Source organism: Brucella pseudogrignonensis (assembly GCF_002252525.1).
GTDB classification, from domain to species: Bacteria; Pseudomonadota; Alphaproteobacteria; order Rhizobiales; family Rhizobiaceae; genus Brucella; species Brucella pseudogrignonensis.
In genome coordinates this window covers 31,551-57,354 of the sequence record NZ_NNRM01000045.1, presented here as the reverse complement: position 1 = coordinate 57,354, position 25,804 = coordinate 31,551, and the positions used below count along the sequence as shown (strand labels likewise).

Below are 25,804 nucleotides of genomic sequence, written 5' to 3'. Positions count from 1 at the left end.
TTCTGCTTCTAGAGCTGCGCTGCGTCATCAAAAACAAGTTCACTTGCAGGCGGAATTCTGTCTTCAAACCAAAAGGCTGCAGCAGCCCGAGACATTGCAGCGCCGTCATGACCGACACCTTGAATGTCTATTAGTTTCCAATTGAAAGGCAGGTCACGCTTTTTGGCCTGCGCCATCGCAAAAGCATATACAAAATGCGCGCGCTTAAAACGTGAAGGCCCTTGCGCTAATGCTTCGGGCTGAGACGGAAGGTTCGGATCGTCTTCAACGATATCCTGATCGCCAGCAAATATGTGCATTGGATAGGCAAACCAGCGCGCGAGTTGTTCATCGGACAAACCAACTCCCCCCATCCCTTCAGGAAAGGATCGCTCCATATCTGGCAATGTATACCAACCCGGGTTTGCAGCGATGACCGCACAAAAAGGGTAAGTCGGCTGTGTTGCGAGCAGGCGATGTGCAAATTGTCCACCTGCGGAATGGCCATAAAGGTAAGCGCTGTCCTGGTCGGTTGCTCCAGATGCTTTCAATGCAGCAAACACCCGAGCAGGAACCCCATACAACCATTCCTGCTGGTCACGAACCCGTCCAACCGAATCTAAAACAAGCCCATTATTATAGCTTTCAGCCATCGGGAACGCTGCATCCGAGAAGGTTGGCGCAGCAATCAATAGCCCGTGTTTTTCAGCAGCAGCTATCCAGAAATCCCGGTACTCATCACCGTTGCGTAGCATTCCATGCTGCACAATAACCACAGGATTGCCCGGCTTATAGTGTGCTGGTCGGTAGAAGTTTACCTCCAATGGGCGATCAGGGTGAAACCTGTCGAGAAAAGGCAAAACGCTTCTCCCGACTTCTGGATTAAGCGAAGAGGTAATCATTGAAACTCCAGATTATGCAAATGGCACGCCACACTTTGACGAGAGGTGACTTCTTTAAGCTCGGGACGATGGTCACGGCACACGGACATGGCCTGTGCGCAGCGCGGGTGGAAAGGACAGCCGCTGGGTGGTGCAAGTGGAGAAGGTAAATCACCCTTCAGCGGCTCAAAATTGCGCTTACGCCGTTTGACAGACGGGCTAGCATTCAACAACGCGGCGCTATAGGGATGTGCTGGATTGGCAAAAATGTCAGCGGCTGAGCCGATCTCAACAATTCGGCCAAGATACATGATCGCAATACGGTCGCTTATGTGACGAACCACACCCAGATCATGACTGACAAAAAGATATGTCAGGCCGTATCGGTCACGCAGATCCATAAATAGGTTGATGACCTGCGCCTGGATAGAAACGTCGAGCGCAGAAACAGGCTCATCGCAAACAAGAAAATCCGGTTTGACAGCGAGCGCACGCGCAATGCCGATACGCTGTCGCTGACCACCGGAAAATTGATGCGGATAGCGTTCGCGATAAGCGATATCAAGACCGACCTCTTCCAGTGCGCGGTCTACCATTCCAGATATCTGGTTTTTTGGCGCTAGTTTGTGAACCTTCAGCGCTTCTGCAACAATCTCATGAACCTTCATTCTTGGATCAAGCGATGCGAATGGGTCCTGAAAAATCATCTGCACTTTAAGCAGGAAGTCGAGCTTTTCCCGGTTCCGTAAGTCGGCGACGTTTTTGTCCCTGTAAATGACGTTGCCAGCAGTCGGCTTATGGATGCCGGTCGCCATGCGCGCCAACGTAGACTTACCGCAACCAGATTCTCCTACCAGCCCAAGAACCTCACCTTGCCGGACACTGAGATCAACACCATCAACAGCACGCAAAAGCCGATTTGGCTGCTTTTTACCGGCAAGACTGAGTAGTCTTTCCGCAGTCGTTGCTCTGGATTCAAAATATTTACGCACACCCTTCATCTCGAACAGAATGTCGCTCACGAGATTACCTCCAGGGTCGCAACCGGGTTGTGGCAACGGAAGCTATGATCACTTAGATGCTGCTTTTCCGGATAAATCGTTGTGCAAACGTCGATAACGCGATCACAACGCGTTCTAAACGGACATCCCGATGGTCGTGCATCAATCCGGGGTGCATTTCCATTGATTTGGTGAAGGCGCTCGCCCGGCTGAACCATGCCGGTTGAAGAACTCAACAGGCCAAGTGTGTAGGGATGCATGGGATTATCGAGCACATCATCCACCGAACCGCTCTCAACAATCTGCCCCGCATACATGACCGCAACGCGATCAGCCAACTCGGCGACGACAGCCAGATCGTGCGTAATCCACAAGACTGCTGTTCCTGTTTGGCGCGCAAGCTTCTGAACCTCATAAAGGATCTGACTTTGTATGGTGACGTCCAATGCGGTAGTTGGCTCATCGGCAATGATAAGGTCAGGGCTATTAAGCAAGGCTATGGCAATCGCCACGCGCTGACGCATCCCGCCTGAAAACTCATGCGGATATTGTTTGAGCCGCGCTTCTGGTGAAGAAATGCCAACTCTTGTCAGAGCATCCATCGCTTCTATGCGCGCTTTTTCACGACTACAATTGCGATGCTCGAAAATTGCCTCAAGCATCTGTTCTCCGACAGTAAGAACAGGGTTGAGCGTGGAAAGCGGATCTTGAAAGATCATGGCAATGCGGTCGCCGCGCAGCGAACGCAATTCTTCGTCCGAAACCATACGAAGATCGGATCCATTGAAGAGTATCTTACCTTCGACAATCTCGCCGGGGGCATCGATCAGTTGAACGATGGAAAAGCCTGTAACGGACTTTCCGGAACCTGACTCACCCACCAGGCATAAGATCTCGCCACGCTCCACTTTGAGATCAATTCCGTCAACTGCAGACCAGGCACCGCCGAGCAAATGAAAGACAGTCCGCAGCCCCTGAATATCAAGAAGCGCTGTCATGCGTTGGCCCTCACATTGAAGCTGCGGCGAACACGATCGCCCACGAAGTTCAGCGAAATAATCAGAAGGACCAGGGCGATACCGGGGAACACTGCAATCCAGTATTCACCGGACAGCAGATACTCGAAGCCATTGGCAATCAAAAGTCCAAGTGAAGGCTGGGTTACGGGGACACCAACACCTAAAAATGACAGGGTGGCCTCTAATGTTATGGCACCTGCAATACTGATTGTGGACATGACAAGAACAGACCCGACCGAGTTCGGCAGGAGGTGCGCCAACATGATATGGCGTGTAGGCAACCCGAAATTGACAGCAGCCTCAATATATTCCTTGCGCCGTTCGACCATGGCGGAGGCGCGCATTAAGCGCGCATATTGCGCCCATTGAACCACGATAATGGCGAAAATCACCTTATCTATTCCGCGCCCCACTGAAGCCAGAAGTACAAGCGCGACAAGGATCGAGGGAAAGCCAAGCATGAAATCGACAAAGCGCATGATGATCGTGTCGACGAAGCCACCAATCTGGGCTGCAAACAATCCAGCAGTCACACCAATAATCATCGCCCCCAGAGTGGACAATAACCCGACCAGCAAACTTGTGCGTAGACCATAGAGAATTGCACTGACCATATCGCGCCCTTGCGCATCCGTACCAAGCCAGTAGGTCATACCGGTCATGCTGGATGAACCAGGTGGGAGGCGATTATCCATCACACTCAAGGAAGAAAGATCATAGGGGTTCTGAACGGTGATGAACGGCGCCAAAATCGCAAGGATAACGAGACATGCAAGCAGAATAGCTGCCCCACGCATAGTTGGCTTATTGCGGATGCGCTTGAGCACCTGCTTACGCAAAGGTGTATTGGCAAAATGGGGAACGTTCGGTTTCGTCATACCATCTCTCCCGAAAGCTTCACCCTCGGATCAAGTGCCGCATATAGAACGTCCACGAGGAAGTTGACGCCGACAAAGAGCAACGTTGCGAGCATGACGTAAGCTACGACAACGGGACGATCGAGTTGGTAGATACTATCGATTAGGAGTTTGCCCATCCCCGGCCACGAGAATACGGTTTCAGTTATGGTGGAGAAAGCCACCAGACTACCAAACTCAATGCCTGCAACGGTCACGACAGGAATGAGAATATTGCGCATGATATGTCGGAAGACGATGCGCTTACGGCGCACTCCCTTGGCACGGGCGAATTTGACATAGTCCTGGGTTGTCGCTTCTGCAGTTCCAGCTGCAACAAGGCGCACCAGCAGAGCTGATGTTGGAATAGCGAGGTTAAGCGTTGGCAAAATGAGATGGCGCAAGCCATCAAGGGTAAACAGGCTGGTATGGAACCCCAGAATATCAACAGTCTCGCCTCGTCCAGCAGTCGGAAGCCAGCCAAGAACCACGCTGAACAACAGGATGAGCATCATTCCCTTCCAGAAACTGGGAAGAGAAAAACCGATGACCGTTCCAGCCATAACAATGCGCGAGAAACGACTTTCTGTATTGAGACCCGCATATAGACCAAGAGGGACGCTGACGATTGTCGCACAGGTCATAGACAGGAGCACCAGCTCCAAGGTAGCAGGAAGCCGACCCAGGATTAGCGATACAACCGGCACACCATGCACAAAGGATGTACCCAGATCACCCCTCAAGGCATTGCCCAGGAAAGTGAAATATTGCTGCCAGACGGGCAAATCGAGCCCCAGTCTTTTGACCAGCGCCAGCCTTTCGGCGGCGCTGACCTGCGGTGGAACAAGCAGCTCAATCGGATCCCCAATGCCATAGATGGCAAAGAAAACGGCAACCGAAACGGCGAGCAGCACCAGAGCGCTTTGGATCAAGCGCTGCAAAGCATATGCAGTCATCACATTTTACCCGAATGATGCTTAACGAAGAGATTTACTTCGCTGGCTTTGCGGACATTGCGAGCGTGAACTGGTCAGACCGACCGGTAAAGCTGATGTCCGCTTTATGTGCCCAGATGCCACTTTCAAAGTGCAGTGGAATGAAAGCATAATCCTTAAGCACTTCGGTGGTTGCCTGCTGCAACAATGATGAGCGCTTGTCGTCATCCATTGTTTCCACAGCTTCATAAATCAGCTTGTCGAAAGCAGGGTTTTTGTAATCACCATAGTTGGAGCCACCCATTGTACCCGCTTCATTTGGAGATGCAGGCCACTGACGCAGGAATGATGATGCTTCGCCGCTGGTCGACGCCCACCCACCGATCGCAACGCTAAGTTCTTTCTTTGAACGACGTGGGAAATAGAGCGCGCGTGTCATCGCGTCCACATCGGTTTTAATGCCGATCTGGGTCAGATATTGTGCAACGGCTTGTGTGATCTGGCTGTCATTGATGTAACGATCATTGGTCGTTGAAATAGTTAGTTGGAACCCGTCCGGATAACCCGCTTCGGCAAGCAGCTTTTTCGCAGCAGCTGGATCGTAACGAAGTTCGGGCGCATCTAGCAATGTGCCGAACATGCCCTTTGGCAGGAATTCGTTTGCCTGTTCTGCGGCGCCGTCCATCAGGCGGGCGATGATCGCTTTGCGGTCAATTGCAAGCGACATGGCTTCACGCACACGCACATCCTGCAAAGGATTTTTTCCGTCGGCAGATTTCACAAAAGGGCTTTGCGCACGACCAACATCAAGCTGGTAATAGATTACGCGGGTGGTCGGGGTAACTTCTGCAACGAAGCGCTTATCATCCTTGATACGCGTCAAATCACGCGCTGCCGGGTTTTCGACAAGATCATAATCGCCGGCAAGCAGGCCAGCCAATCGCGTTCCAGCATTAGGAACAGGAACGAATCGAACACTTTCCCATGGCTCCTTTTCGCCCCAATATTTGTCATTGCGTTCAAGCTCGATCGCAGAACCTTTAACATAATTCTTGAGCTTATAAGGCCCGGTTCCGATCGTCTTTTTGCCATCGTTGAAATCACCAACAACAGGCCAGGCACTGGTAACACCGCAATTGTTGGCTGGGTCGAATGTGATCTTGCCATGGTCAACAATCGAAGAACTTAAAATACCCACTGTGCCCATGAAGGTCGCAAGCAGCGGCTCAGGAACCTTTGTCGTAATAATCAGAGTTTTGGCATCAGGTGCTTCTACAGATTCGAAATTCGCCGTGATATCAGCAAATGAACCTGAAACAGCGGTTTCGTTCTTTAGTGTCCGACAAAAGGTAAAAACAACATCATCGGCAGTAAATGGCGTTCCATCGGAGAAGGTAACACCTTCACGCAGCTTGAAGGTCCACTTGTTTTTTCCATCATTCTCCCAGGATTCAGCCAGAGCCGGGTGCAATTTCTGCTTCTCATCCTGACGCGTCAGGCTATCAAAAATATGCGCAGCGAGCGCATTATTCGGGGTGAGATCATGGTAATGCGGATCAACAGCGGTCGCTTCTGATGAAAGCGCGACTTTAAGGGTCTGAGCAGTTGCAGCGCCGCCTAAAACCGTGGTCGCAAAAAGGCTAGCTATCAAGAGCGTTTTGTACATAATTATATTCGTTCCCTTGGAGTAAACATCTTTTTGATGTGATTATTTTCATTTTTAGATTATATGAAAATTTCTAGACGTCAACGGCGGAAATTATCGATGGCCAACACTTTGAGTCCCAAGTCCGAATTTGCGCAGCGAATAGCAGAGGTTTATCCGTCTCTCAGCAAGTCGCATCAGAAGATCGCGGATTTTGTGTTGACGCGACCTCTGGATGTAGTCGCCATGTCAATTGAAGGTGTGGCTGAGGCTAGCGGCAGCTCAACAGCCACAATTACGCGTTTCGTCAGAACAGCTGGCTATGGCGGTTTCAGTGAATTCCGAGAAAAGATCGTTTCTGATTTCCAGGCAGTTCCGGGCAATAAACACAACTCTCAAGGAAATGATCTCGGCTCTCTTGGTAAAACATCGACGTTGCACCGCCAGCTTATCGATAGTGTTGAAAAGCTGCAGGATACCATATCAAATATTGATCAGACCTCATCTGACGAATTTATCCAGTCCATACTCCAGGCCCAACGAATTATTATTCTTGGAACCGGAGCCAGTCACTACGCCGCCGCATATCTCGAAGAGGGGTTGGCGCTTTATACTGAAAAAAGCGTCACCAACGCACTGCTACGCGGTGCCAGCTCTTATTCAAGCAATATCATCAACTCCATAAGTAAGAACGATGTGGTGATCGCCATATCCATTCCTAGATATTCTCAGAGCACGTTGGAGCTTACAAAAGCTGCGCGCGCCAAACATGCAAAGATATTGGTTTTAACGGACAGCCCGACATCGCCACTCGCATCTTTGGCAGATGTCGTGCTTTATGCTACCGCGACAAGCGACTTTTTGCCGAATTCGCCTTCGGCAATTTTCGCTCTTTCCGAAGCAATTGTCGCAACCGTTGCAGAGCAGCGCCCCGATATAATTGAGTCTTTGCGTAAAATATCGCCGCCAAACATTATTCGCTAAGCGCCAACACACAGACAGCAATTAATCGGTGTTTTCAGCAGCGCTGCTAGCTCAGCACGATACCGCCATCGACATTCAGGCTTTGCCCGGTAACAAAAGCTGCATCATCCGAAGCGAGAAATGCAACCGGCCCTACTACATCTTCAGGATCACCGATCCGTCGCATGGCTGTTTTTTCCTGCCATGTCTCGCGCACCGCAATATCGTCTAGATTAACGCGGCCCATATCGGTGAGTATTATGCCGGGGCAAATGCAATTTGCAGTGATACCGAACGTTCCAACCTCTTGCGCCAATACGCGCGTGAAACCCATAACAGCAGCCTTTGAGGCAGAATAATGTGCTTGTTCCGGCGCGCCATGCTTGCCGCCAATCGATGCGATATTCACGATACGACCGTAATTCTGTTTCTTCATAAATGGTAACACGGCCTGAACAACCAGAAATGTGCCCTTGGCATTCACATCAAGAACGCTGTCCCAATGTTCTTCTTTAAGATGTTCGACGTCGCTTGCAATCAGGATACCTGCATTGTTCACGACAGCATCGATGCGGCCAAACTTTTCAACCGTCTTCTGAACCATGGTTTCAACGTCGGTTTTATTACTAACATCGGCATAGACAGTTAAGACGCGGCGACCACTCGCTTCTATTTCTTTTGCAACGTCCTGCATTGCATCTTTCTGACGTTCAATATCGTTGATGGCTATATCAAAACCGCGTTTGGCCATACCAACAGCGATCGCACGTCCAATTCCACGACTGGCACCTGTAACCAGTGCTATTTTTGCCTGTTCGGTCATTTCATCCTCCAGAAATTAAAGGGCAGTATAGCCGCCATCAACGGTCAACACCGTGCCGGTTACGAAGCTCGCCGCATCGGATGCGAGAAACAGAACAGCATTTGCGATTTCACGCGGTTCGCCGAGCCGTCCCTGGGGTGTCATGGCAAGCCATTTCGAAAACCACTCTTCGTTGCTGCAACCTGCAAGAGTGAGCTCAGTCGCCGTATAGCCGGGCGCGACCGCGTTTGCGCGCACGCCATGCTTTGCCCATTCGACTGCAAGCGATTTGGTGATGAGATTAACACCTGCCTTAGCAGCATTATACGCGACCTGCGGCTGCGGATAGACAACGATCTCACCGCACATGGATGAAATATTGACGATCGCACCACGGCCGGCTGCAGCCATACGCTTTCCGAACGCCTGCGCACAGAAGAATACGCCATTTAAATTGACATCGATTACGGCTCGCCAGTCAGCTTCCGCAGTTTCGGCGACCGGGGCATTTTTGACGATGCCCGCATTATTCACCAATATATGCGGACAACCATTTTGGCGGGAAATAGCTTCTGCAGTGCGTTCGACTGCATCCTTGTCCGTTACATCAAGGATATAAAGACTAGCCGAGGCAGCTCTTAACGTGTTGAGCTCTGCAACAGCCGCCTTACCTGCCGCTTCATCACGATCGGTTATGATAACAGTTGCTCCCGCTTCAACGAACAACTGCGCAATAGCGCGGCCTATGCCTTTGGCTCCACCGGTAATGACTGCAAGCTTATCTGTAAGTTCGAAATCCCTGAGCAATGGTCTCTCCCCAATTGATTTCAGGCCGCGTGAACAGATTTCAGCGCCGGGTACAAAGCGCGATACTGCTGGTAAATCTCGTTATAGATCGCTGCTTCGCGCGGACGCGGTTCTATACGCGTTCCGGGCTTCACCATCGCGGCGATTCCGTCATCGATAGTGGCGAAATATCCCGCACCATGGGCCGCCAAAACCGCAGCTCCCACCGATGGCGCATCGCGTGACTGCGGCACACAAACAGGCAAGCCAGCCGTATCAGCATGTATCTGCAACCAGAGCGGAGAGGCACTTGCTCCGCCGCCAACGGTGATTTCCTGTCCGCGATAACCAGCATCTCCCATGGCATCGAGAATTGCGCGAGTACCAAAACTGATGCCTTCCATGATTGCCCGGAAAATATGATGCGGCTCATGTGCAAGTGTCAGACCGACAATTGCCCCACGCGACAGGGCATCAGTATAAGGCGTGCGATTGCCCTGAAAATGGTCTTGCACCAGAAGTCCGTCCGCCCCCGGCTCAAGAGCCGCAGCCTTACGGTTCAATGCTTCCATATCCATTGTACCGTTCATCATGCGGCCCAGCCATGCGATAATCGAACCGGTTGATGTTTGGCCACCTTCAATCACGTAGCGCCCCGGATAGAGCATATCCGGGTAACTCCCCCAAATGCCGGGGGCATGGAGTGGTTTGTCCGAAACACCAAACTGCAGATGCGACGACCCGGTTATCAGAGCAAGTTGACCGGGTTTGGCAACACCAAGGCCGATCATGCCAATCAGTGCATCAGCCCCACCCTGAACCAGTTTCACCGTCTGGCTGAGACCAAGTTCGGAGGCGGCGGACGTACAAAGCGTACCGACTACCTCGCCCGGCGCGACCACGCGCGATGGCCATTTATGCAATAAGGTTTCAAGCCCCAGTTTTTGCAGCATCGTCGTGGGGAACCCGCCACGATCAGTCGAATAATGCCAGCGCAGCGACGCGTTGTTGAGACTTGCTGCTTTTTCGCCAGTCAGGCGCAAAGTCATAAAATCCTGATACTCGCAGATCGTTTCGGCCTTCGCGAAAATCTCCGGCTCATTGCGTGCAATCCAGAGTGCCTTGGGGATCATCCATTCCGCCGAGACAGGCCCTTGGCCACCGCCATTGGCTTTGAGCGCCTGATCGCCCGTCGCCAATACAGCTTCCGCTTCTGAGCTAGCGCGAACATCCATCCAGATAATCGATGGACGCAGAGGCTTTCCGTCAGCGTCGAGCGCAACAACCGTGCAGCTTGTTGTGGCAAGCGTTATCGCTTCGATCGCAGCCGGATCAATTGCGGATTCTGATATCGCTTTGCGTGCGGCCTGAACGAAGGAGCTCCACCAATCTTCTGGATTTTGTTCAGCTCGTGCACCGCTGGAAAACTTGGTTTCATATGGAACTGCAGCACTGGCAAGGCATACGCCCGACAAATCGTAAACCCGCGCGCGGATACTTTCCGTGCCTCCGTCGGCGGTGAGAAAATAAGCCATTCAATTCCTCCCGAAGCAAATGCAAAAGCGCCTCCAACCTTTGCTTTGCCCTAAACTCAACTCAAATTGCGAAATGCCTCGAGTGCTTTGCCCGCATACATAACTGCTGGACCGCCTCCCATTTCGACAGCTACTTCCAATGCTTCGAGCAGTTCCACTTCTGCTGCACCATGGCGGATAGCGGCATCGACATGATATAGAATGCAGTCCTCGCACCCTTTGGCGACAGCAATGCTCACCGCAATCAACTCACGTTGAGCGGAGGAGAAACGACCCGCAGCAGTTGCTGTCTTGCTGACCTTGGCAAAGCCTGACATGAGCTCGGGCGTTGCCTTGGCAAAAGCACCAAGCCGTGATTGAGCTTCTTTGAGTTTTGCTTTTACATCAGTCATCGGCCTCTCCTGTAGAGCTCAAGATGAGATCCAGCACATCTTTCGTTTGATCCCATTGCGGCATATGGCCGGATTGAGCGAAGAAATGGACACTCGCTGAAGGTGGCAACGATGTCACCTGCTGCCACGGGATAATGCGGTCTTGAAGACCAACAAGAACTCTCACGGACATTGAACGCAAAAGCTTATCCAGTGATGTGATAATATCGATACGTTGCCCTGATGATCCGATAATGGTTTCCGCAAGTGCCTTGAGACGGCCTTTGCTCATTGTGCGCGCAAAGTCGGCCGCAAGTTCGGGCGAAAGCTCAACAGGTTTGGCCGCAACGCGCCTGAGCAGATGCGTCACCTCACCAGCTGTCGTGGCATTCGCCATGCCGGAAATGAAACTTGCATCGATTTCGGAACCAAGACCAGCTGGCGCAATAAGCGTTAGCCCCGAAACACGCTGAGCATGGGTCTGTGCAAACTCCGTTGCTGCAAGAGCGCCTAGGGAGTGAGCGACTACATGAACGTTCTTAACGGACAATGCGTCGAGAAACTCCGAGAGAAAATCGCTTAGTTGATCGATATGCCCCGCTTCAATCGTTGTCAGACCATGCGCGGGAAGATCGGGCGCAATAACGCGGAAATTTGCCCGGCGCAAACCTGAAGCGATACCACTCCATGTGGTGCGATCTCCAGAAAATCCATGCAGAAGCAGGAAGGTCGGCGCATCCTTTGAACCCTGGTCGCTATAGGCAACGCGCCCACGTCCAAGTTCGACAAACTGTATATCACCTTTTGGCAGAGTATTACCGGAGGCAGCGAGTACGTCCTCTTTTTCAATACGCCCCCTGCGACCAGTACCGGATAGAAGTTGGATATCGATGCCTTTGTCACGCGCTATCCGGCGTGCAAGGGGTGTCGCACGAACACGCTTATCCCTTCCCGCTTGTCTTGCAACAGCTGCGCTAGACACTATTGGCACAGCTGATGCTGCAACTGTTTCAACGGCGGGGGCATCCGGCAACCTCGATGCGAGCTATAGCGCCGCCAACCGTTACCATGTCGCCTTTCTGACGCAGGATTTCGACGATCTTACCGCCGACCAGCGCAGGAAATTCTGCGACCGTCTTGTCTGTTTCAATTTCGAGAACGGCTTCGCCACGCTCGAAGCTATCGCCTGCAGCCTTTAGCCAACGGACAATGCGCCCCTCTTCCATCGTTTCCCCGAGGCGGGGCATATCCAGCTCAGTTACAACAAAATCGTCAGTGGACTCTTCCGAAACAGGTGTGCTTTCACCGCCCTCATCCGTCCAGTCGGGACCAACGCCTATGTCGATACGCGCCAGCGGCGCACCAACCACCACATGATCTCCAACAGATCCGATCCACTCATGCAGTGTACCGTCCCCAAGAGCTGGAAACTCTGCAACGGTTTTGTCTGTTTCGATCTCGATGATTGAATCGCCACGTTTGAAACTATCGCCGGGATTCACGAGAAAGCCGACAATCTTGCCTTCTTCCATCGTTTCACCCAGACGTGGCATTTTGAGAATACGTTCTGTCATGACAGCATTCTCTCTGCGACCGAACGGATCAGGTCTGCTGTCGGCACACTTCCGGCTTCCAGATCCTGCGAGACTGAAATTGGAATGTCTTCACCCGCCACCCGCACGACAGGCTGTTCGAGATAATCGAAGCACTCTTCCGTAATGCGTGCCGAAAGCTCTGCTGCTACACCCGCCGTCATCACGCCTTCGGATACAACCATGGCCTTGCCGACACGCTCAACGTGTTCGCGCACCGTGTCAAAATCGAGCGGGTTGAGCGTACGAAGATCTATAACCGTCGCTTCAATACCCTTGGAAGCAAGTTTTTCAGCCGCATCCATCGCGTAGTGCAGTTGGCGCGAATAAGTGACGATAACGAGATCCTTACCTGTACGCCGTACTGCTGCCTTGCCCCATTCCAGCGGCTCTGCATCAAGGTCGACCTCTTCCTTGCGAGTATACAGCGCTTTGTGCTCAATGAAGACCACCGGATCAGGTTTCGTGAGGCTCTGGCGCAGCAGATGATAGGCATCCTGTACAGTCGCAGGCATCGCAAGCCGAAGGCCCGGCGTATGCATGATCCATGCTTCCAGACTTTGTGAATGCTGCGCGCCTGCCGAACGACCGGTGCCACCTTGCGTGCGAAGAACCATCGGCACGCCAATCTGTCCGCCAAACATATAGCGGATTTTGGCAGCCTGATTGGCAAGCTGATCCATCGTCATGCCAAGGAAATCGATATACATCAGTTCAGCAACAGGACGCAGCCCGGTCATTGCTGCACCCACGGCTGCACCAATAATTGCTGGCTCGGAAATCGGTGTGTCGATAAGCCGGTCCGCTCCATATTTACCGATCAAGTCTTTTGTAACGCCGTAGGCACCACCATAACGGCCCACTTCTTCACCGATCACAACAATGGTGTTGTCTTCAGCCATGGCATCATCCAGCGCCTTACGCAGCGCATCGCGGTAAGTCATGGCAACCATTATGCTTCATCCCTGGAAAGTACGCGATCAATACGAGTGCGGACGGGTTCCGGCTCTGGTTCGCCAACCGCATAGACATCTCTGAACATGGAAGTGAGTGGAGGCGCTTTGGATTCCACGGTAAAATCAATAGTCGCATCCATTTCGGCCGTGATGCCACTATCCATCGCGTCGAGGTCAGTTTCTGGTGCCAAACCTTCCGAAATCAGCCTATCCCGTGTGAACTTTACCGGATCTTTTTTCCGACCTTCTGTCTCTTCCGCTTCCGCGCGATATGGACTCTTGTCCATGCGCGCATGACCAAAGAAACGGTAGCAGGTCACTGACAGGAAACCTGGCTTGCCAAGGCGAGCATCATCAATCAGTCCCTGCGCAACGCTTTTTACTTCTTCAACATCAATACCATCCACGACTGCACCGTTAAGACCGAATGCATGCGCGCGCTGGTCAAACGCTGTATTGGCTGTCGCCTGATCAACACGCGTGCCCATGCCATATTGATTGTTGATGCAAACAAACACGACCGGCAGGCCCCAAAGCGCTGCCATATTCATGCTCTCATAGAGAATGCCCTGCTGCATCGCACCATCGCCAAAAAAGGCGATAGAGACAGAGTTTTTCTTGAGGTACTTGCTGGAAAGGCCTGCGCCAACAACGGATGGAATACCACCACCAACAATGGCATTGGCGCCAAGATGTCCAAGCGCCATGTCGGCAATATGCATGGAACCACCCTTACCATGGCAGTAACCGGTTTCCTTGCCGCCGATTTCCGCCATCATTTGTTTGGGATCAGCACCGCGCGCAAGAAAAATACCATGGCCGCGATGATGGGTTGTGAAAGTGTCCTGCGGCTGCATAGCAGCACATACACCGGCAGCGGCTGCCTCTTCACCAATGGAAAGGTGAAGCATCGAACCCGCCGTCTGGCCACGTACGAACAATTCACCAACGCGTTCTTCAAAGGTGCGGATACGCCGCATCGTCCGGTATAGTTCGAGAAGATTAGAGTTACTCGGATTTTGCACGCGCGCCTCCGACAGACTTGTCTGTTTCAAGTTTTTCATGATGTTTGGTTCAATGCCTAACGCAGTTCCTCAAAGGAGCTTCAGTTTGGTGGTTCGCGAAACGACTGCGACCGCCACGAGAATGATAAGGCCCTTCACGATGCTCTGGATGTATGTGTCCATGCCAATAAGGTTAAGGCCGTTATTGATGACGCCGATGAAAAGCGCGCCGAAGAAGGTCCCTGCAATTGTTGCAGTACCCGGACGGAACATGGTCATTCCAATAAATACTGTAGCAAGACCATCAAGCAGATAACGTTCGCCTGCATTGGGCTGACCGGACCCCAAGCGCGCTGCAAGAAGCGCACCTGCAACAGCTGCAAAAATTGAGCAGACCACAAGAGCGGCAGCGCGATAGAAGCGACCATTCACGCCAGAAAGCTCCGCTGCTTTAAGATTTCCGCCCACCGCATAAATGTAACGACCGAAAACGGTTCGCTCCATCAGGAACCAGGCCACGAAAACAACAATCACCATGGCATAGGCAAGCACCGGGATGCCAAAGAGTTGTCCCTGGCCAAGCCAGAGATAACTTGCAGGAAGCCCGCCATAAATTGCTCGTCCGCCCGTCATCAGAAAATTGATACCGTAGAGAATAGAGCCAATCGCAAGCGTGGCGATCAGTGACGGAACCCCCACCAGCGTAACCAGTGCGGCATTGACCGAACCGACGACCAGACCGGCACCAAGACCAGCAAGCAAAGCAACTGGCAACGGAAATCCGGCAACCAGCATCAGCGGTACCAGAATGCCTGCCATACCAACCATATAACCGACCGAAAGGTCCATTTCTCGCGCTGCAAAGCCAAATGTCAGGCCTGCACCAACGATGGTAAGCATCGAAATCTGCTGGATAATATTGAGCAGATTGTTTGCCGTGAGGAAGCGGTCAACGGTCAGTGAAAAGCCCGCAAACAATAGGAAAAGCACAAAGAGCGTACTGTATTTCAGCAGCCACTCGCCTTTGAGCTTTTTACCGAAGCTCTGGGCATGACGGGATGATTGCGGTGAGACCGCTGAAGATCGGGCATTCATTGGGTAACTCCTGCCATTGCGGCAATAAATTTCGCTTCTGAGAATGCGCTGCGCTCAATCTGTGGACCGGGCTTGCCATTCACGAATGGGATGACGCGGTCTGCCACGTCGGCTATTTCCAGAAGGTCGGAAGAGGTTACGAGAATGGCTATCCCTTTTTCGGCAAGTCTGCGCATCTGCGCATGAATCTCGCGCTTGGCGCCGATATCCACTCCCTCTGTAGGTTCGATGAAGATCATCAACCGGTAATGATCGTCAGCGCCGTAAAGCCGCTTGCCAATCGAAACCTTTTGTTTGTTGCCACCGCTCAGGTCTTTCACAAACTGGCTTCGTGAATGTGCCTTGACGTTCATCAACTGCATTGTGCGGTCCGCTTCGCTCGCCTCGCGGCGCATGGACAATACGCCCGTGCCGCCCAAAGTTGCGTATGATGGGTGGACCATCGCAAGATTTTCGCGCACATCCCAATCGCCAATCAGTGCATTTTCCATGCGATGGTCGGGCACAAGCGCCACGCCCTTCTTCTGCATGGTTCTCGCATCAACTCTGGTGATGGAAGTGCCATCAAAACGACAGGTTCCGGCGGTCTGCCCACTTGCTGTGTAAAGCGACCGCGCAAAGCCAAAATGCCCTGCCCCCGTCAAGCCAATAAGCCCGACAATCTCACCGGAACGGATGGCGAAATTATCGACACTCACGCCACCAGCCTGCCAGTCGCTGACTTCCATAACCACTGGGCCGAGGTTGCGTGTTTGCCTGACATCCTGCTCGGCAGCACTCTTACCGCCCGAACGCTGAAGCATCAGGTCTATAAGTTGTGCTTCACTTGAATTTTCCGCCTCTAGTGTTGCTACATGCCTTCCATCACGAAGAACAGTTATACGGTCACTCAGCGCTTTGATCTCAGAGAGAAAATGGCTGATCAGTACAATGCCAACGCCTTGCTGCGGTAAGGTCTTGATGATCTGCCAAAGGCTTTCTTTTTCACGCGCGGGCAATGTTGCCGTGGGTTCATCAAGAATAAGCAGGCGAACATTGCCGCGAAGAGCCCGCACAATTTCGATAATTTTCTGATCTGCCATCGGCAGCATATCGACCTGCTGATCGAGATCGATCGACACCTGCGGAAACCAGCGCCTGAGCAATTCATCAGCCCGCACGATAAGCTTTCGTTTATCGATAACGCCAAGTCCCATGCGCGGCTCGTCGCCCAATAGAATGTTCTGCGCACCAGTCAATCCGGGAACGAGGCTACCTTCTTGCGAAACATGCGCAATACCTTTGCGAAGCGCATCACCTGCGCTTGCCAGCTTAACCTCAGTACCATCAATCGTAATGTTACCAGAGGTCGGGCTTTTACTACCACCGAGAATGCTGACAAGAGTTGTCTTTCCCGCACCATTTTCTCCGATCAGGCCATGTACCTCATCAAACCGGAATTCCGCACTGACCTGATCTAGTGCCAGCGTTCCAGGATAGGACATGACGATCTGCGAAAGGCTCACGGCCATCGAAGAACTCCCGCGAATTAAAGTATCAAGTTAAAAGAGGCCGGAACGCAGAACGGTCTCGTTCCGGCCAGTTGCAGGCTTGGGGGAGCTACTTCTTCGGGAGGAAGTCCTTGCAGTTCTGCTTTGTAACAAGCGGAGCATCGAGATAGACGGTCTTGGACGGAATAACCGTTGCCGCATCTTCCTTTTTCACGACGATGCTTTCTATCCATTCACCGGTCTGTGCGCCCATCTTTTCAAAAGGCTGGGAAACCGTTGCAATCATAAGGCTATCCGGCTTGCAGACTTCCTCGATTGCTTGCGGATGGCCATCGATACCAATGACTTTGACATTCTTAAGACCAGCCGCATTCAGAGAGTTGATTGCCGCCTGCGCTGGTTCATCCCATGGAGCCCAAACCGCATTGATTTCTTCACCAAACCGCGAAGCATAGTCCTGCATGGAACTGGTCGTGTCTTCAAAGAAAGCGGTATAATCGATGTTGTGCTCCGCAAGGATCTTCACTTCCGGATACTCTTTCAACACCGTAGCCATGATATCACCACGCTTACGCGTGCCGTGATGTTCTGCCATACGCAAGAAGATGAGATTGCCCTTACCACCCATTTCATTGAGCAGATAAGGCGATACACTCGCTGACATTGCCCAATTATTGGTGGTGACATCGACGAGAACGCCATCAACCTGTCCGCTGTCGATCGCGAAGACCGGAATTTTCGCGGCAACAGCTGAATCGATAGCGGCACGCGATGCACGCAAGTCGGACATGCTCACGATTATTGCATCAACGCCGCGCGATGCTGCATCCTGAATATTAGAAGCGGTACGCTCGCCTGAACCACCGCTATCCAGCACACTGATATTCCAATCTTTATTGGTATCCTTCAGCCAGGCGTCGAAACCCGCCTTGGCGCGTTGCTCAGACTGCGCGGCAGCATTGGAATGCACCCAGGCAACATTCGTCGCCGATGCGCTAGCGGTGCCCATCAGCACGGCCATGGCTGCAACAGCAACAGTTTTCTTGATAAATCCTGATCCCATCATTCCTCCCCGAAGCGGCGTGGTTGCATCCACTGCGCAACTTCAAATTGTTGAACTTGACCTCATGCACGAATAAAAGCCGTGCCCCGCACTGACCTGCTACTCCTCCTGAACTGCCGCGATACGCGCCATCGGTCCCTGCTCCTCCAGAGAAAGATGTTTTCATTCCGCTAATGCTTCAGCTCCGCATTCCAATTGACCCGTTCGCTCTTTCGCGCTCTTGTCCGCCAGAATGTTTGGTATTAAGCGTCGGCAAATTACAAATGTCAAATAGAATTACATTTGTAATTTGATCGGTGATTGAAGTGAGGGACGAATGAGTGAATCTGAAGACAGCCTAATGGTACGCGTGGCATGGCTCTATTACGTTGGAGGATTCAACCAGGAGGCGACTGCTTTAAGACTGGGATTAACGCGTGCGCGCGTCAATAAAATCCTCGGAGAGGCCAGAGAAAGCGGCCTTGTCAGCATATCGATAGACCATCAGAATGCAGGAACATTGCCTTTGGAAAATGAACTTATGCGGCGGTATGAGCTCGATTTTTGTATTTCGACACCGCCATTTGGCTTCGATGCAAACGATGACACCGCATCCGAGATCCGCAAACAGGTTTCCTTTCGTGCCGTTGGCGTTTCTGCAGCAACTTACCTAAAGGACTTCCTCGCGGATAATCAGGAAGCGACCATCGGAACCGGTTGGGGTCGAACTATCGAGCAGATGACATTACAACTTGCGGGTGTGCGTTCGCCACAAGCGCGCTTCATCTCAGTTATGGGGTCTTTGACAGCAAACTCTGCTTATAACCCGTTCGAAGTTGTGCATATGCTCGCACGACGCACAGGTGGCCAGGGCTTTTTTCTACCCGTACCATTTATCGCCGATTCTGCTGAGGACCGAAAAGTATTGATTTCTCAGCGCTCTGTTGCCCATGCCATGGAAATAGCCCGGACGGCCTCGGTATGCTTCATCAGCGCCGGCGAGTTGACCGAGGATTCACTGCTGCGTCGCCAAAACATGTTGAGCAAAGCAGAACTCGAAAGCCTTCGAGCTGCAGGCGCAATTGGTGATACAAACGGCATCTTCTTCGATGAGGACGGGCATCAAATTGACCACGAAATGAATCGACGTACGATTGCCCTCGGCTTTTCAGAACTGCAGAAAATTCAAGTCGTCCTACTCATTGCTGGTCAAGAAAAGGCAGTGGCAGCTAAAGCGCTGCTTAAAAGTGGCATCGTCAATGGGCTTATAATCGATGGTGACGCAGCAGAAGCACTGAAAAATATTTCGTAGGAAGTTCAAAATCAGTATTGGCCAGAGCATTTTTAGTCGCAAGTTCTGACATCAATTCCGATATCAGCATATGGCAAAATAGTTTTTGCCATATGCTTACCATCCGCCACCACAGCGTCTCCAACAGCATTGAAGGCCCATTGGCGGCACTTATGTTTTTCTTATTACCATCCCTCTTGCAGTACCGATTCCAGCGTATCCGCGAAGTAATCAGCGCTTTCTCGCGTGAGGCAAAGAGGGGGTTTGATCTTGAAAATATTCAGGTGGTCACCCGTGGGCTGCATGATGATGCCAAGTTCAAGCAATCGGTCACATAAAGCCATCGTTTCTTCGGTAGCAGGCTCCAACGAAACATGATCCCTGACAAACTCCAACCCCATATAAAGTCCCATACCATGAACAGCACCTATCAATGAATATTGCTGTTTCAGACCTTGCAGACGCCCCTTGAGATGATCGCCTACCTTACGTGCATTGGCCTGAAGTTGTTCATCTTCCATAATGTCGAGAACAGTATTTCCAACGACTGACGAGACTGGACTGCCTCCGGCAGAGGAAAAGAAATAGCCTTCCTTTTCCAGCGCATCAGCAATTTCCTTGCGCGTAATCACTGCGCCAAGTGGATGTCCATTGCCCATGCCTTTTGCAATAGTAATGACGTCCGGCACAACCTGCTGTTGCTCAAAGCCCCAGAAATGATGACCTGTACGGCCGTAACCAACCTGCACTTCATCAGCGATGCAAAGCCCGCCTCGCGATCTGATTTCTTGATAGACCCTCTTCAGATAGCCGGTGGGCAGTGGAATTCCGCCCGCATTCCCGTAGATCGGTTCACAGATGAAGCCGGCAAGCTCCTCGCCTGATGCATCGAGCGCAGAAAGCTTATCGAGCACAGTCCCAATATATTGTCCGGCAGTCATGTTCCCGCGATAGGTATTGGGAGAGACCACCGCATGCACCCATGACGGCCGCGTTCCAAGAGCATTGGGATTATCGGCAGTTGATGTTGAAACTGCATCGCTCCCCACCGTCCAGCCATGATATGCTTCAAGTAACGAAACAATATTGCGACGACCCGACCATGCCCAGGCAAGTCTCAATGCCAGATCATTTGCTTCAGAGCCGCTATTGACCAGAAAAACAGTATCCAACCCATCCGGCGCCAAATCCGCAAGTCTTTCCGAAAAATCAGCCACTTCCGAATAGTGAAAGCGCGAATTGGTATTGAGTTTCAACCACTGCCTATGAACATTTTCTGCAAGGCGCGGGTGGCCATGACCGATAGTGGTCACGTTGTTGACCATATCGAGATATGCGCGTCCCTCAGTATCGAACAAATGCTCTTTCCAGCCGCGCTCAATTTGCGGGGGATTTTCGTAATAATGCTTCTGTGTACCGGCAAGACTTTTGTAGCGTTTCTCAAGCAGTGACGCGGGTTCCTTTGAAGATGCGTCGATAGATAAGCCGAGAAATCCTGCGGCAGATGGGCAAAGTTCCGACCATGCCGCAGCCTGCGATGGTTTGGCGAATTGCGGCAGCGCATCAGACACAATTTCGGACTGTTGAACGTAAATGATGCCTAAGCCGTCCTGAACATTGCGAGCCACACCGAGCACATCACCCGAAGATACCGAGTGCGCTAATCCATCACGTATGTCCAAGCCATTCAAATGCAGATTGCTCTCACCATTTCGCAAAATGAGAGACCCATCGGCAAAATCCGCACTCCCATCGAAAGGCGCAACTATTTCCGTTCCTGCGGGGAGACAAACTGCAATATGCAGTGCGAAGCTTTCTGGTTCAGTGCGGCTGTTAACCCGAGTGCGTGTTAGTCGATACTCACCATATCTCGTCAGGCTACATCCCGTCTTACGAGCGGCATCGAATAAAATTTGCTGTTCTATATTGCTCGAATTCCAGTTCCCAGCCACGAAGCCGGAATTATCGATCGAAAGATCGACTTGCGTTGCAGAGTTGAGATCGAAACTCGGAACGATAGACTGTCTATTGGCGTGGTGCTTGGCCTCGAGATCAATATTCAGCGCGAGGAATATTGCCTTTTCCATCAGTTCGAATGGCACTGAAGTCGCTGTCTCGAAGATGATCCGTTCATGTGCGGCATTGGCCGCTGCATAATTATTACTCGGATCAAGTCTAAGTTGCTGATGCGAGGCTGCAAGCAACACGCAGGCGCGCGCGACAATCAAAGGCCAGAGGGCGACAAGCTCTTCTTTCTCCAACGGACAAACGGCATGAAACGCCTTCACAGCAGGGAGAATCGAGAAAGGGTCTCTGTCTCCATGATGCAGCAAAGATGCACATGTTGTCGCCAGCTCGGCAATCAGCCAGCTTTTCGTCATATCCCCAAAATCAATTACCGCATAAGGCAAGACAGATCCCGAGATCTCTTTACGGCCAACAACATTATCATCCGTGATATCATGGTGGATCACCTGAACACGCAACCCCGCCTTTACAGGGTCAAGCCGCTTTCGCACCTGTTTCATCGCCACAATAATGGGGGCAGCAACCGAGCTGGGATCACTATCCTGCAGCAAGAAAGGTATCGCCTCCTCAGCATAAGCCAGATCCCACGGTGATTTTTTCACAGCGCCTGGATGCGAAAAATCTGCCAAAGCGTACGCGACATTCCCTGCAAGGGTACCTAGTGCTTCAATCGCAGTGCCGTTCAAATATTTGCGCGCCGTCAGCGTTTCGCCTTCGATAAAGCTCAGCAGACGAACATGATAATTTTCCGCTCCAACGGTAGCAGCACCGATGAATTCGCCATTTCGGCAAGAGATGACTTTGGGAATAACAAATGAACTATCGAAACCATCGTCCTGTTTTGAAGCGAGATGCTGCAAAATCGCATTCTGCGCCTCGAGTTCAACGCGCGGATATTCGCTGCGGCTGATTTTGAGGACATAGCTTTCACCAGCAATGCCAACCTTAAAGTTCCGGTCCTGCTGGCTACCAAGCTCACGCAATTCGCCCTTCAGCCCGTAAACTGAACTAAGAATATCCGCAGCGTCCTCAATTGTAAGGCTCGGGCGAGGCAATTCAGCTTTCGAAAAAAGGGACATTTCAGACATAGGGCTTTCCAATAGAAAATGGTTCGACGGAGCGAGACATACGACACGCCTTAAAGAAGGCGCATCGACGTTTGGCCACGACTTATCGCTTATTATATCGGGCGTAATAGCGCTCAATGCGGGACTGAATAAACTCGAACGAGATGGAGAGCATCCAGTAAATCATGGAAGCGGTGATCAGCATTTCGATGTGTCTGAACTCGGTCTGGCCTTGAGTTCTTGCAACATACATCAGCTCCCAAACACCGATCACCGAAACAAGCGAAGAGTCCTTCAACATCGCAATGAACTGGTTGCCTGTTGGTGGAATGATGATCCGCATGGCTTGCGGCAGAATGACAAGCCACATCGTCTGTGCCGAGCCGAGACCAAGTGCCGTGGCACCTTCCTTCTGTCCGCGCGGAATGCTTTCAATACCTGCACGGAAAATTTCAGTCATATAGGCGCCATAGCAGAGCGATAGCGCAAGGATGCCCGCAGGGATCGCACCGATCACGTAACCAATCTGTGGCAAGCCAAGATAAATAATATAAATCTGCATCAGGAGCGGCAGACCGCGAAAGAGCGACGTATAGAACGTCGAAAGACCGTAAATGACACCGTTCTGCGACAGCTTTGCTATCGCGCCGATAAGCGCAATGATGGTCGCTATCACGATGGAAATCGCGGAAATATAGAGTGTCGTTACCGTTCCCTGTGTGATCAGGAAACCGATCTTACGTGCGATAAACGAGAACGACAGATCAAACGAGTAAAAGAAGAGCATCAGCAGGACGAAGAGTTCGGTCCATACCGCGACAACCTGCTGATTTCTCGATAGCCGCTTCAACAGTTTCCAGTTCAGAAACAGGATCAGAGAGATGGAAAAAGCCGACAGAACCCTCGCAAAAATGGGATTTTCCTTCACCCACTCTGCGAGCGGGGGTACTATTGTACCCAGCCAATGTGCACTAATGCCAATTGAATAGAGCGCCACCATTGTGATTGCGAACAGCACAAGGCCACCAAGCCTGCGCGCTGTATCCGGATAGTTGAGAATGAATCGTCCAAGCATGAACGGTCTCCTTCAATTCGGTGTGCACCCTGTGCCGATCGGCTTTACGGATGTCTTTTTGTTCTGGGGGGATAAATTTACTTAGAAGCAAGCAGTTTATCAGGCGGAGCGTTCTCGCCACTTGTCCTGTGCCTGCAGTTTCCAATAGGTAAGTTGAGCAACGGCGAGACCAGCGTAACCGCCTGCCCAGACCAAGCCAAAAGGCTCAAAATTCTTGTAACGATCAGTCGTACCAAGAATTCCTTCGGCCACCAGCTTGCCACCGATAGCGGTGGTGTTCAGGCCATGACCGCCAAAGGCCGTGCAGTACCATACTCCACTCGGCATTTTTCCGATTTGGGGCATGAGGTGGCGCGCATATGCCATCAGGCCAGACCATGCGAGTTCTGTCTTGAGTCCAGACAGTTGCGGATAGGTGCTTGTCATTTCATGACGAAGCTCTCGCACCAGCCCCTCAGTTGAGGCGGCGCGGGTTGTTATGCGGCCACCCCACAATACGCGCCTACCACCTTCAATGAGCCTGTAATAATCGCCAGCTCTGCGACTATCACCGATCGCCGCTGGGGTTTTGATAGCTTCGCTGATGAGATCAGGAGCAACTTCAGAAACCATGACATAGGTCGCTATCGGCAAATAGGATCGTTGAAGTTTCTTATTCAACCCACCTGTATAACCACCTGTGGTGATCACCAGATTTTTGGCCTGAACTGAACCTCGGCTTGTTCGAACCATTTTCTGCGCATTCGAAACGTCGATAGATTGCGCTGCGGAATTCTCATAAATCTTACCACCGAGACGCTCGATTTCCTGAGCGAGAGCACGTGCATAATTGAGTGGATGAATGTGAAACGCCTTGGGATCGCGAATGGCCTGATAATAACGTTCAGACTTCAACACCGACTGAACTTCATCCCTCGACATAAATTCAAGGTGGTAATTGAAGTCTCTCTTTGCCTCCGCCACTTCGGCCTGCAAAGCGGGTGCATCTTCATAGCGCTGTACGCTGATCAGCCCATGCTTGGGATCTGCAGACGTGATATTAAGATCGCGAATTGTTTCGCCAACAAATTCCATGCCCTCTACCGAGAGCCTGTGGAGCTTTTTCGCAGCATCGTCGCCGACTGTTGCAGCGATCTTATCATGACCGGTTGCAAAACCGGGACTGACAAAACCACCATTGCGCCCCGAGGCACCAAAGCCGACACTCATGGCTTCAAGAATGATAACAGACTGTCCCTGCCGCACCAGTTCCAACGCGGTTGTCAGACCAGCAAGACCAGCACCAATAATGAGAGTTTCACACTCCTCATTGCCAACAAGGGTTACGCGTTCTTTGATATCAGCCATGGTTCTGAAGTAATGCGTGTCAGGATAGGACATCTTGTTACCAGTCTGAATATATTGATTTTTTCCATTTTCAATTCACAACCGGCCTGCCTCGCAAGGCAAAGCCGGGGTTTGATGATGAATTGATCGGGAAACTTGATGTGTTTTTATCGGAAGCAATTAGTCTTTGCTGTAATCCGCGCCGTACCACTTGGTCGTAAGCGTTGCGAGGGTTCCATCATCCTTCATCTGCTTGATGATTTCTCCGATCTTTGCAGTCCATTCAGGATCATTTTTTTCTGCAATCACAACCAGCGGCTCGCGGAATGCATAACCACCTTCGAGAACACGAACCGGATAGCCGTTCTTGATAGCAGTCTGAGCTGTCTGTTCTGGTGCAATAATAGCATCCAAACGCACACCATCGCCCAAGCGAAGGTCGTCAAACGGCATCATGGAGTCTTCAAAGGTACGAACTTCGCCAGGAGTTACTTTGTATTCAAAAGCCGGAAGATCAGGCGCATCAATTTCAAGGCGACGGTTGATGAAATCTTCAGACGTGGTCCCGGTTTCAACCCCAATCACCTTGCCGTTCAGATCGTCGGTCGAATGTGCTTTGCTGTCCTTATGTACGACATACACATAGGGGCTGTAATAATAGATTCCAGCAAAGTCGATAGCCTGTGCGCGTGCTTTGGTTGGCGTTACTGAACCGACACCAACATCATAACGTCCCTGCCAGTGACCACCGGTTAGCGTTGGCCACTCAGGAGTTTCAAAACGGACTTTAACACCCAAACGCTTGCCGATTTCATTGGCTACATCAATATCGAACCCAACAAGTTCGTTATTGTCATCAAGGAAACCCTGTGGAGGCCAGCCAACATTGGTGGCGACTACCATTTCCTTTTTCTCATTTACACGGTCCAGAGTGGGACCGGCATGTGCCATTCCGGAAAACAAAAACAATGACGCTGATGCGATTGCGAATAGTTTATTCAAGTTACCCTCCGTTGGTGCGGTTA

Annotated in this window: 23 protein-coding genes; 2 read left to right on the top strand and 21 right to left on the bottom strand. The window is 51.6% G+C overall.

The features are described from left to right. Nucleotides 1–8: 8 nt before the first annotated feature. From CEV34_RS21385 to CEV34_RS21360, 6 genes are read right to left on the bottom strand one after another with little or no spacing between them, the layout of a single operon-like run. On the bottom strand, nt 9–881 hold the full coding sequence (locus CEV34_RS21385; protein WP_039860908.1) for an alpha/beta hydrolase-fold protein: 873 nt from the start codon (nt 879–881) through the stop codon (nt 9–11). Beyond that, nucleotides 878–1,882, bottom strand: a complete 1,005-nt coding sequence (locus CEV34_RS21380) for an ABC transporter ATP-binding protein (protein WP_007879801.1) — start codon at nt 1,880–1,882, stop codon at nt 878–880. Before CEV34_RS21380 ends, CEV34_RS21385 begins: the two co-directional genes overlap by 4 nt. Next, complete coding sequence (locus tag CEV34_RS21375) at nt 1,879–2,859, bottom strand: ABC transporter ATP-binding protein (protein ID WP_007879803.1); 981 nt, start codon at nt 2,857–2,859, stop codon at nt 1,879–1,881. Before CEV34_RS21375 ends, CEV34_RS21380 begins: the two co-directional genes overlap by 4 nt. Then, nucleotides 2,856–3,758, bottom strand: coding sequence for an ABC transporter permease (locus CEV34_RS21370; RefSeq protein ID WP_007879807.1), 903 nt, complete (start codon nt 3,756–3,758; stop codon nt 2,856–2,858). The genes CEV34_RS21375 and CEV34_RS21370 overlap by 4 nt, the downstream gene beginning before the upstream one ends. Further along, nucleotides 3,755–4,732 (bottom strand): ABC transporter permease, encoded by a 978-nt coding sequence (locus CEV34_RS21365; protein ID WP_064321967.1) that lies wholly within the window; start codon nt 4,730–4,732, stop codon nt 3,755–3,757. The genes CEV34_RS21370 and CEV34_RS21365 overlap by 4 nt, the downstream gene beginning before the upstream one ends. 34 nt (nt 4,733–4,766) lie before the next feature. Next, nucleotides 4,767–6,377, bottom strand: a complete 1,611-nt coding sequence (locus tag CEV34_RS21360; protein WP_007879809.1) for an ABC transporter substrate-binding protein — start codon at nt 6,375–6,377, stop codon at nt 4,767–4,769. Nucleotides 6,378–6,476: 99 nt separating this feature from the next. Between CEV34_RS21360 and CEV34_RS21355 the strand changes: the two genes are divergently transcribed. Beyond that, nucleotides 6,477–7,340 (top strand): MurR/RpiR family transcriptional regulator, encoded by an 864-nt coding sequence (locus CEV34_RS21355; RefSeq protein ID WP_007879819.1) that lies wholly within the window; start codon nt 6,477–6,479, stop codon nt 7,338–7,340. 46 nt (nt 7,341–7,386) lie between these two features. Here CEV34_RS21355 and CEV34_RS21350 read toward each other — a convergent pair whose 3' ends face one another. The 11 genes from CEV34_RS21350 to CEV34_RS21305 form a co-directional block, all read right to left on the bottom strand. Then, nucleotides 7,387–8,142: an SDR family NAD(P)-dependent oxidoreductase gene (locus tag CEV34_RS21350; protein ID WP_094544472.1), complete on the bottom strand. Its 756-nt coding sequence runs from the start codon at nt 8,140–8,142 to the stop codon at nt 7,387–7,389. Between the two features lie 15 nt (nt 8,143–8,157). Beyond that, nucleotides 8,158–8,928 (bottom strand): SDR family NAD(P)-dependent oxidoreductase, encoded by a 771-nt coding sequence (locus tag CEV34_RS21345; protein WP_007879823.1) that lies wholly within the window; start codon nt 8,926–8,928, stop codon nt 8,158–8,160. A gap of 20 nt (nt 8,929–8,948) precedes the next feature. Continuing rightward, entirely contained in the window at nt 8,949–10,442 is a 1,494-nt protein-coding gene (locus CEV34_RS21340) for an FGGY-family carbohydrate kinase (RefSeq protein ID WP_007879825.1), read from the bottom strand. 56 nt (nt 10,443–10,498) lie between these two features. Further along, the gene (locus CEV34_RS21335) at nt 10,499–10,834 is read right to left on the bottom strand and encodes a carboxymuconolactone decarboxylase family protein (protein WP_007879827.1); all 336 of its coding nucleotides are present in this window, start codon (nt 10,832–10,834) and stop codon (nt 10,499–10,501) included. Further along, complete coding sequence (locus CEV34_RS27475) at nt 10,827–11,795, bottom strand: alpha/beta fold hydrolase (RefSeq protein WP_235819147.1); 969 nt, start codon at nt 11,793–11,795, stop codon at nt 10,827–10,829. The genes CEV34_RS21335 and CEV34_RS27475 overlap by 8 nt, the downstream gene beginning before the upstream one ends. Before the next feature lie 28 nt (nt 11,796–11,823). Further along, entirely contained in the window at nt 11,824–12,387 is a 564-nt protein-coding gene (locus CEV34_RS27470) for a biotin/lipoyl-containing protein (protein WP_235819146.1), read from the bottom strand. Further along, entirely contained in the window at nt 12,384–13,358 is a 975-nt protein-coding gene (locus CEV34_RS21325; RefSeq protein WP_007879831.1) for an alpha-ketoacid dehydrogenase subunit beta, read from the bottom strand. The genes CEV34_RS27470 and CEV34_RS21325 overlap by 4 nt, the downstream gene beginning before the upstream one ends. Next, nucleotides 13,358–14,425 carry a thiamine pyrophosphate-dependent dehydrogenase E1 component subunit alpha gene (locus tag CEV34_RS21320; RefSeq protein ID WP_039860912.1) on the bottom strand — a complete coding sequence of 356 codons (1,068 nt, stop codon included), beginning with the start codon at nt 14,423–14,425 and terminating at the stop codon, nt 13,358–13,360. The genes CEV34_RS21325 and CEV34_RS21320 overlap by 1 nt, the downstream gene beginning before the upstream one ends. A 30-nt stretch (nt 14,426–14,455) precedes the next feature. Next, complete coding sequence (locus tag CEV34_RS21315; RefSeq protein WP_007879840.1) at nt 14,456–15,460, bottom strand: ABC transporter permease; 1,005 nt, start codon at nt 15,458–15,460, stop codon at nt 14,456–14,458. Continuing rightward, nucleotides 15,457–16,971, bottom strand: coding sequence for a sugar ABC transporter ATP-binding protein (locus tag CEV34_RS21310; RefSeq protein WP_094544471.1), 1,515 nt, complete (start codon nt 16,969–16,971; stop codon nt 15,457–15,459). The genes CEV34_RS21315 and CEV34_RS21310 overlap by 4 nt, the downstream gene beginning before the upstream one ends. An 88-nt stretch (nt 16,972–17,059) precedes the next feature. Beyond that, a complete protein-coding gene (locus tag CEV34_RS21305; RefSeq protein WP_007879848.1) occupies nt 17,060–18,013 on the bottom strand; it encodes a sugar ABC transporter substrate-binding protein in 954 nt (317 codons plus the stop codon). A gap of 316 nt (nt 18,014–18,329) precedes the next feature. On the opposite strand from CEV34_RS21305, the gene CEV34_RS21300 reads away from it, so the two are divergent. Next, nucleotides 18,330–19,304 (top strand): sugar-binding transcriptional regulator, encoded by a 975-nt coding sequence (locus tag CEV34_RS21300; RefSeq protein ID WP_039860914.1) that lies wholly within the window; start codon nt 18,330–18,332, stop codon nt 19,302–19,304. A 164-nt stretch (nt 19,305–19,468) separates the two neighbouring features. Here CEV34_RS21300 and CEV34_RS21295 read toward each other — a convergent pair whose 3' ends face one another. From CEV34_RS21295 to CEV34_RS21280, 4 genes are all read right to left on the bottom strand, one after another. Further along, nucleotides 19,469–22,399, bottom strand: coding sequence for an aminotransferase (locus tag CEV34_RS21295; protein WP_094544470.1), 2,931 nt, complete (start codon nt 22,397–22,399; stop codon nt 19,469–19,471). An 82-nt stretch (nt 22,400–22,481) separates the two neighbouring features. Next, nucleotides 22,482–23,453, bottom strand: coding sequence for an amino acid ABC transporter permease (locus tag CEV34_RS21290; protein WP_007879868.1), 972 nt, complete (start codon nt 23,451–23,453; stop codon nt 22,482–22,484). A 99-nt stretch (nt 23,454–23,552) separates the two neighbouring features. Further along, nucleotides 23,553–24,833 (bottom strand): NAD(P)/FAD-dependent oxidoreductase, encoded by a 1,281-nt coding sequence (locus tag CEV34_RS21285; RefSeq protein WP_179253612.1) that lies wholly within the window; start codon nt 24,831–24,833, stop codon nt 23,553–23,555. Nucleotides 24,834–24,959: 126 nt separating this feature from the next. Next, entirely contained in the window at nt 24,960–25,781 is an 822-nt protein-coding gene (locus tag CEV34_RS21280; protein WP_007879872.1) for a transporter substrate-binding domain-containing protein, read from the bottom strand. Nucleotides 25,782–25,804: the final 23 nt, after the last annotated feature.

Excerpts from the sequence above, each read along its gene's own strand:
- CEV34_RS21385 (WP_039860908.1), bottom strand. The coding sequence starts at position 881 with ATGATTACCTCTTCGCTTAATCCAGAAGTCGGGAGAAGCGTTTTGCCT.
- CEV34_RS21375 (WP_007879803.1), bottom strand. The coding sequence starts at position 2,859 with ATGACAGCGCTTCTTGATATTCAGGGGCTGCGGACTGTCTTTCATTTG.
- CEV34_RS21370 (WP_007879807.1), bottom strand. The coding sequence starts at position 3,758 with ATGACGAAACCGAACGTTCCCCATTTTGCCAATACACCTTTGCGTAAG.
- CEV34_RS21365 (WP_064321967.1), bottom strand. The coding sequence starts at position 4,732 with ATGACTGCATATGCTTTGCAGCGCTTGATCCAAAGCGCTCTGGTGCTG.
- CEV34_RS21360 (WP_007879809.1), bottom strand. The coding sequence starts at position 6,377 with ATGTACAAAACGCTCTTGATAGCTAGCCTTTTTGCGACCACGGTTTTA.
- CEV34_RS21355 (WP_007879819.1), top strand. The coding sequence starts at position 6,477 with ATGGCCAACACTTTGAGTCCCAAGTCCGAATTTGCGCAGCGAATAGCA.
- CEV34_RS21350 (WP_094544472.1), bottom strand. The coding sequence starts at position 8,142 with ATGACCGAACAGGCAAAAATAGCACTGGTTACAGGTGCCAGTCGTGGA.
- CEV34_RS21340 (WP_007879825.1), bottom strand. The coding sequence starts at position 10,442 with ATGGCTTATTTTCTCACCGCCGACGGAGGCACGGAAAGTATCCGCGCG.
- CEV34_RS21335 (WP_007879827.1), bottom strand. The coding sequence starts at position 10,834 with ATGACTGATGTAAAAGCAAAACTCAAAGAAGCTCAATCACGGCTTGGT.
- CEV34_RS27470 (WP_235819146.1), bottom strand. The coding sequence starts at position 12,387 with ATGACAGAACGTATTCTCAAAATGCCACGTCTGGGTGAAACGATGGAA.
- CEV34_RS21325 (WP_007879831.1), bottom strand. The coding sequence starts at position 13,358 with ATGGTTGCCATGACTTACCGCGATGCGCTGCGTAAGGCGCTGGATGAT.
- CEV34_RS21320 (WP_039860912.1), bottom strand. The coding sequence starts at position 14,425 with ATGAAAAACTTGAAACAGACAAGTCTGTCGGAGGCGCGCGTGCAAAAT.
- CEV34_RS21315 (WP_007879840.1), bottom strand. The coding sequence starts at position 15,460 with ATGAATGCCCGATCTTCAGCGGTCTCACCGCAATCATCCCGTCATGCC.
- CEV34_RS21310 (WP_094544471.1), bottom strand. The coding sequence starts at position 16,971 with ATGGCCGTGAGCCTTTCGCAGATCGTCATGTCCTATCCTGGAACGCTG.
- CEV34_RS21305 (WP_007879848.1), bottom strand. The coding sequence starts at position 18,013 with ATGGGATCAGGATTTATCAAGAAAACTGTTGCTGTTGCAGCCATGGCC.
- CEV34_RS21300 (WP_039860914.1), top strand. The coding sequence starts at position 18,330 with ATGAGTGAATCTGAAGACAGCCTAATGGTACGCGTGGCATGGCTCTAT.
- CEV34_RS21295 (WP_094544470.1), bottom strand. The coding sequence starts at position 22,399 with ATGTCTGAAATGTCCCTTTTTTCGAAAGCTGAATTGCCTCGCCCGAGC.
- CEV34_RS21290 (WP_007879868.1), bottom strand. The coding sequence starts at position 23,453 with ATGCTTGGACGATTCATTCTCAACTATCCGGATACAGCGCGCAGGCTT.
- CEV34_RS21285 (WP_179253612.1), bottom strand. The coding sequence starts at position 24,833 with ATGTCCTATCCTGACACGCATTACTTCAGAACCATGGCTGATATCAAA.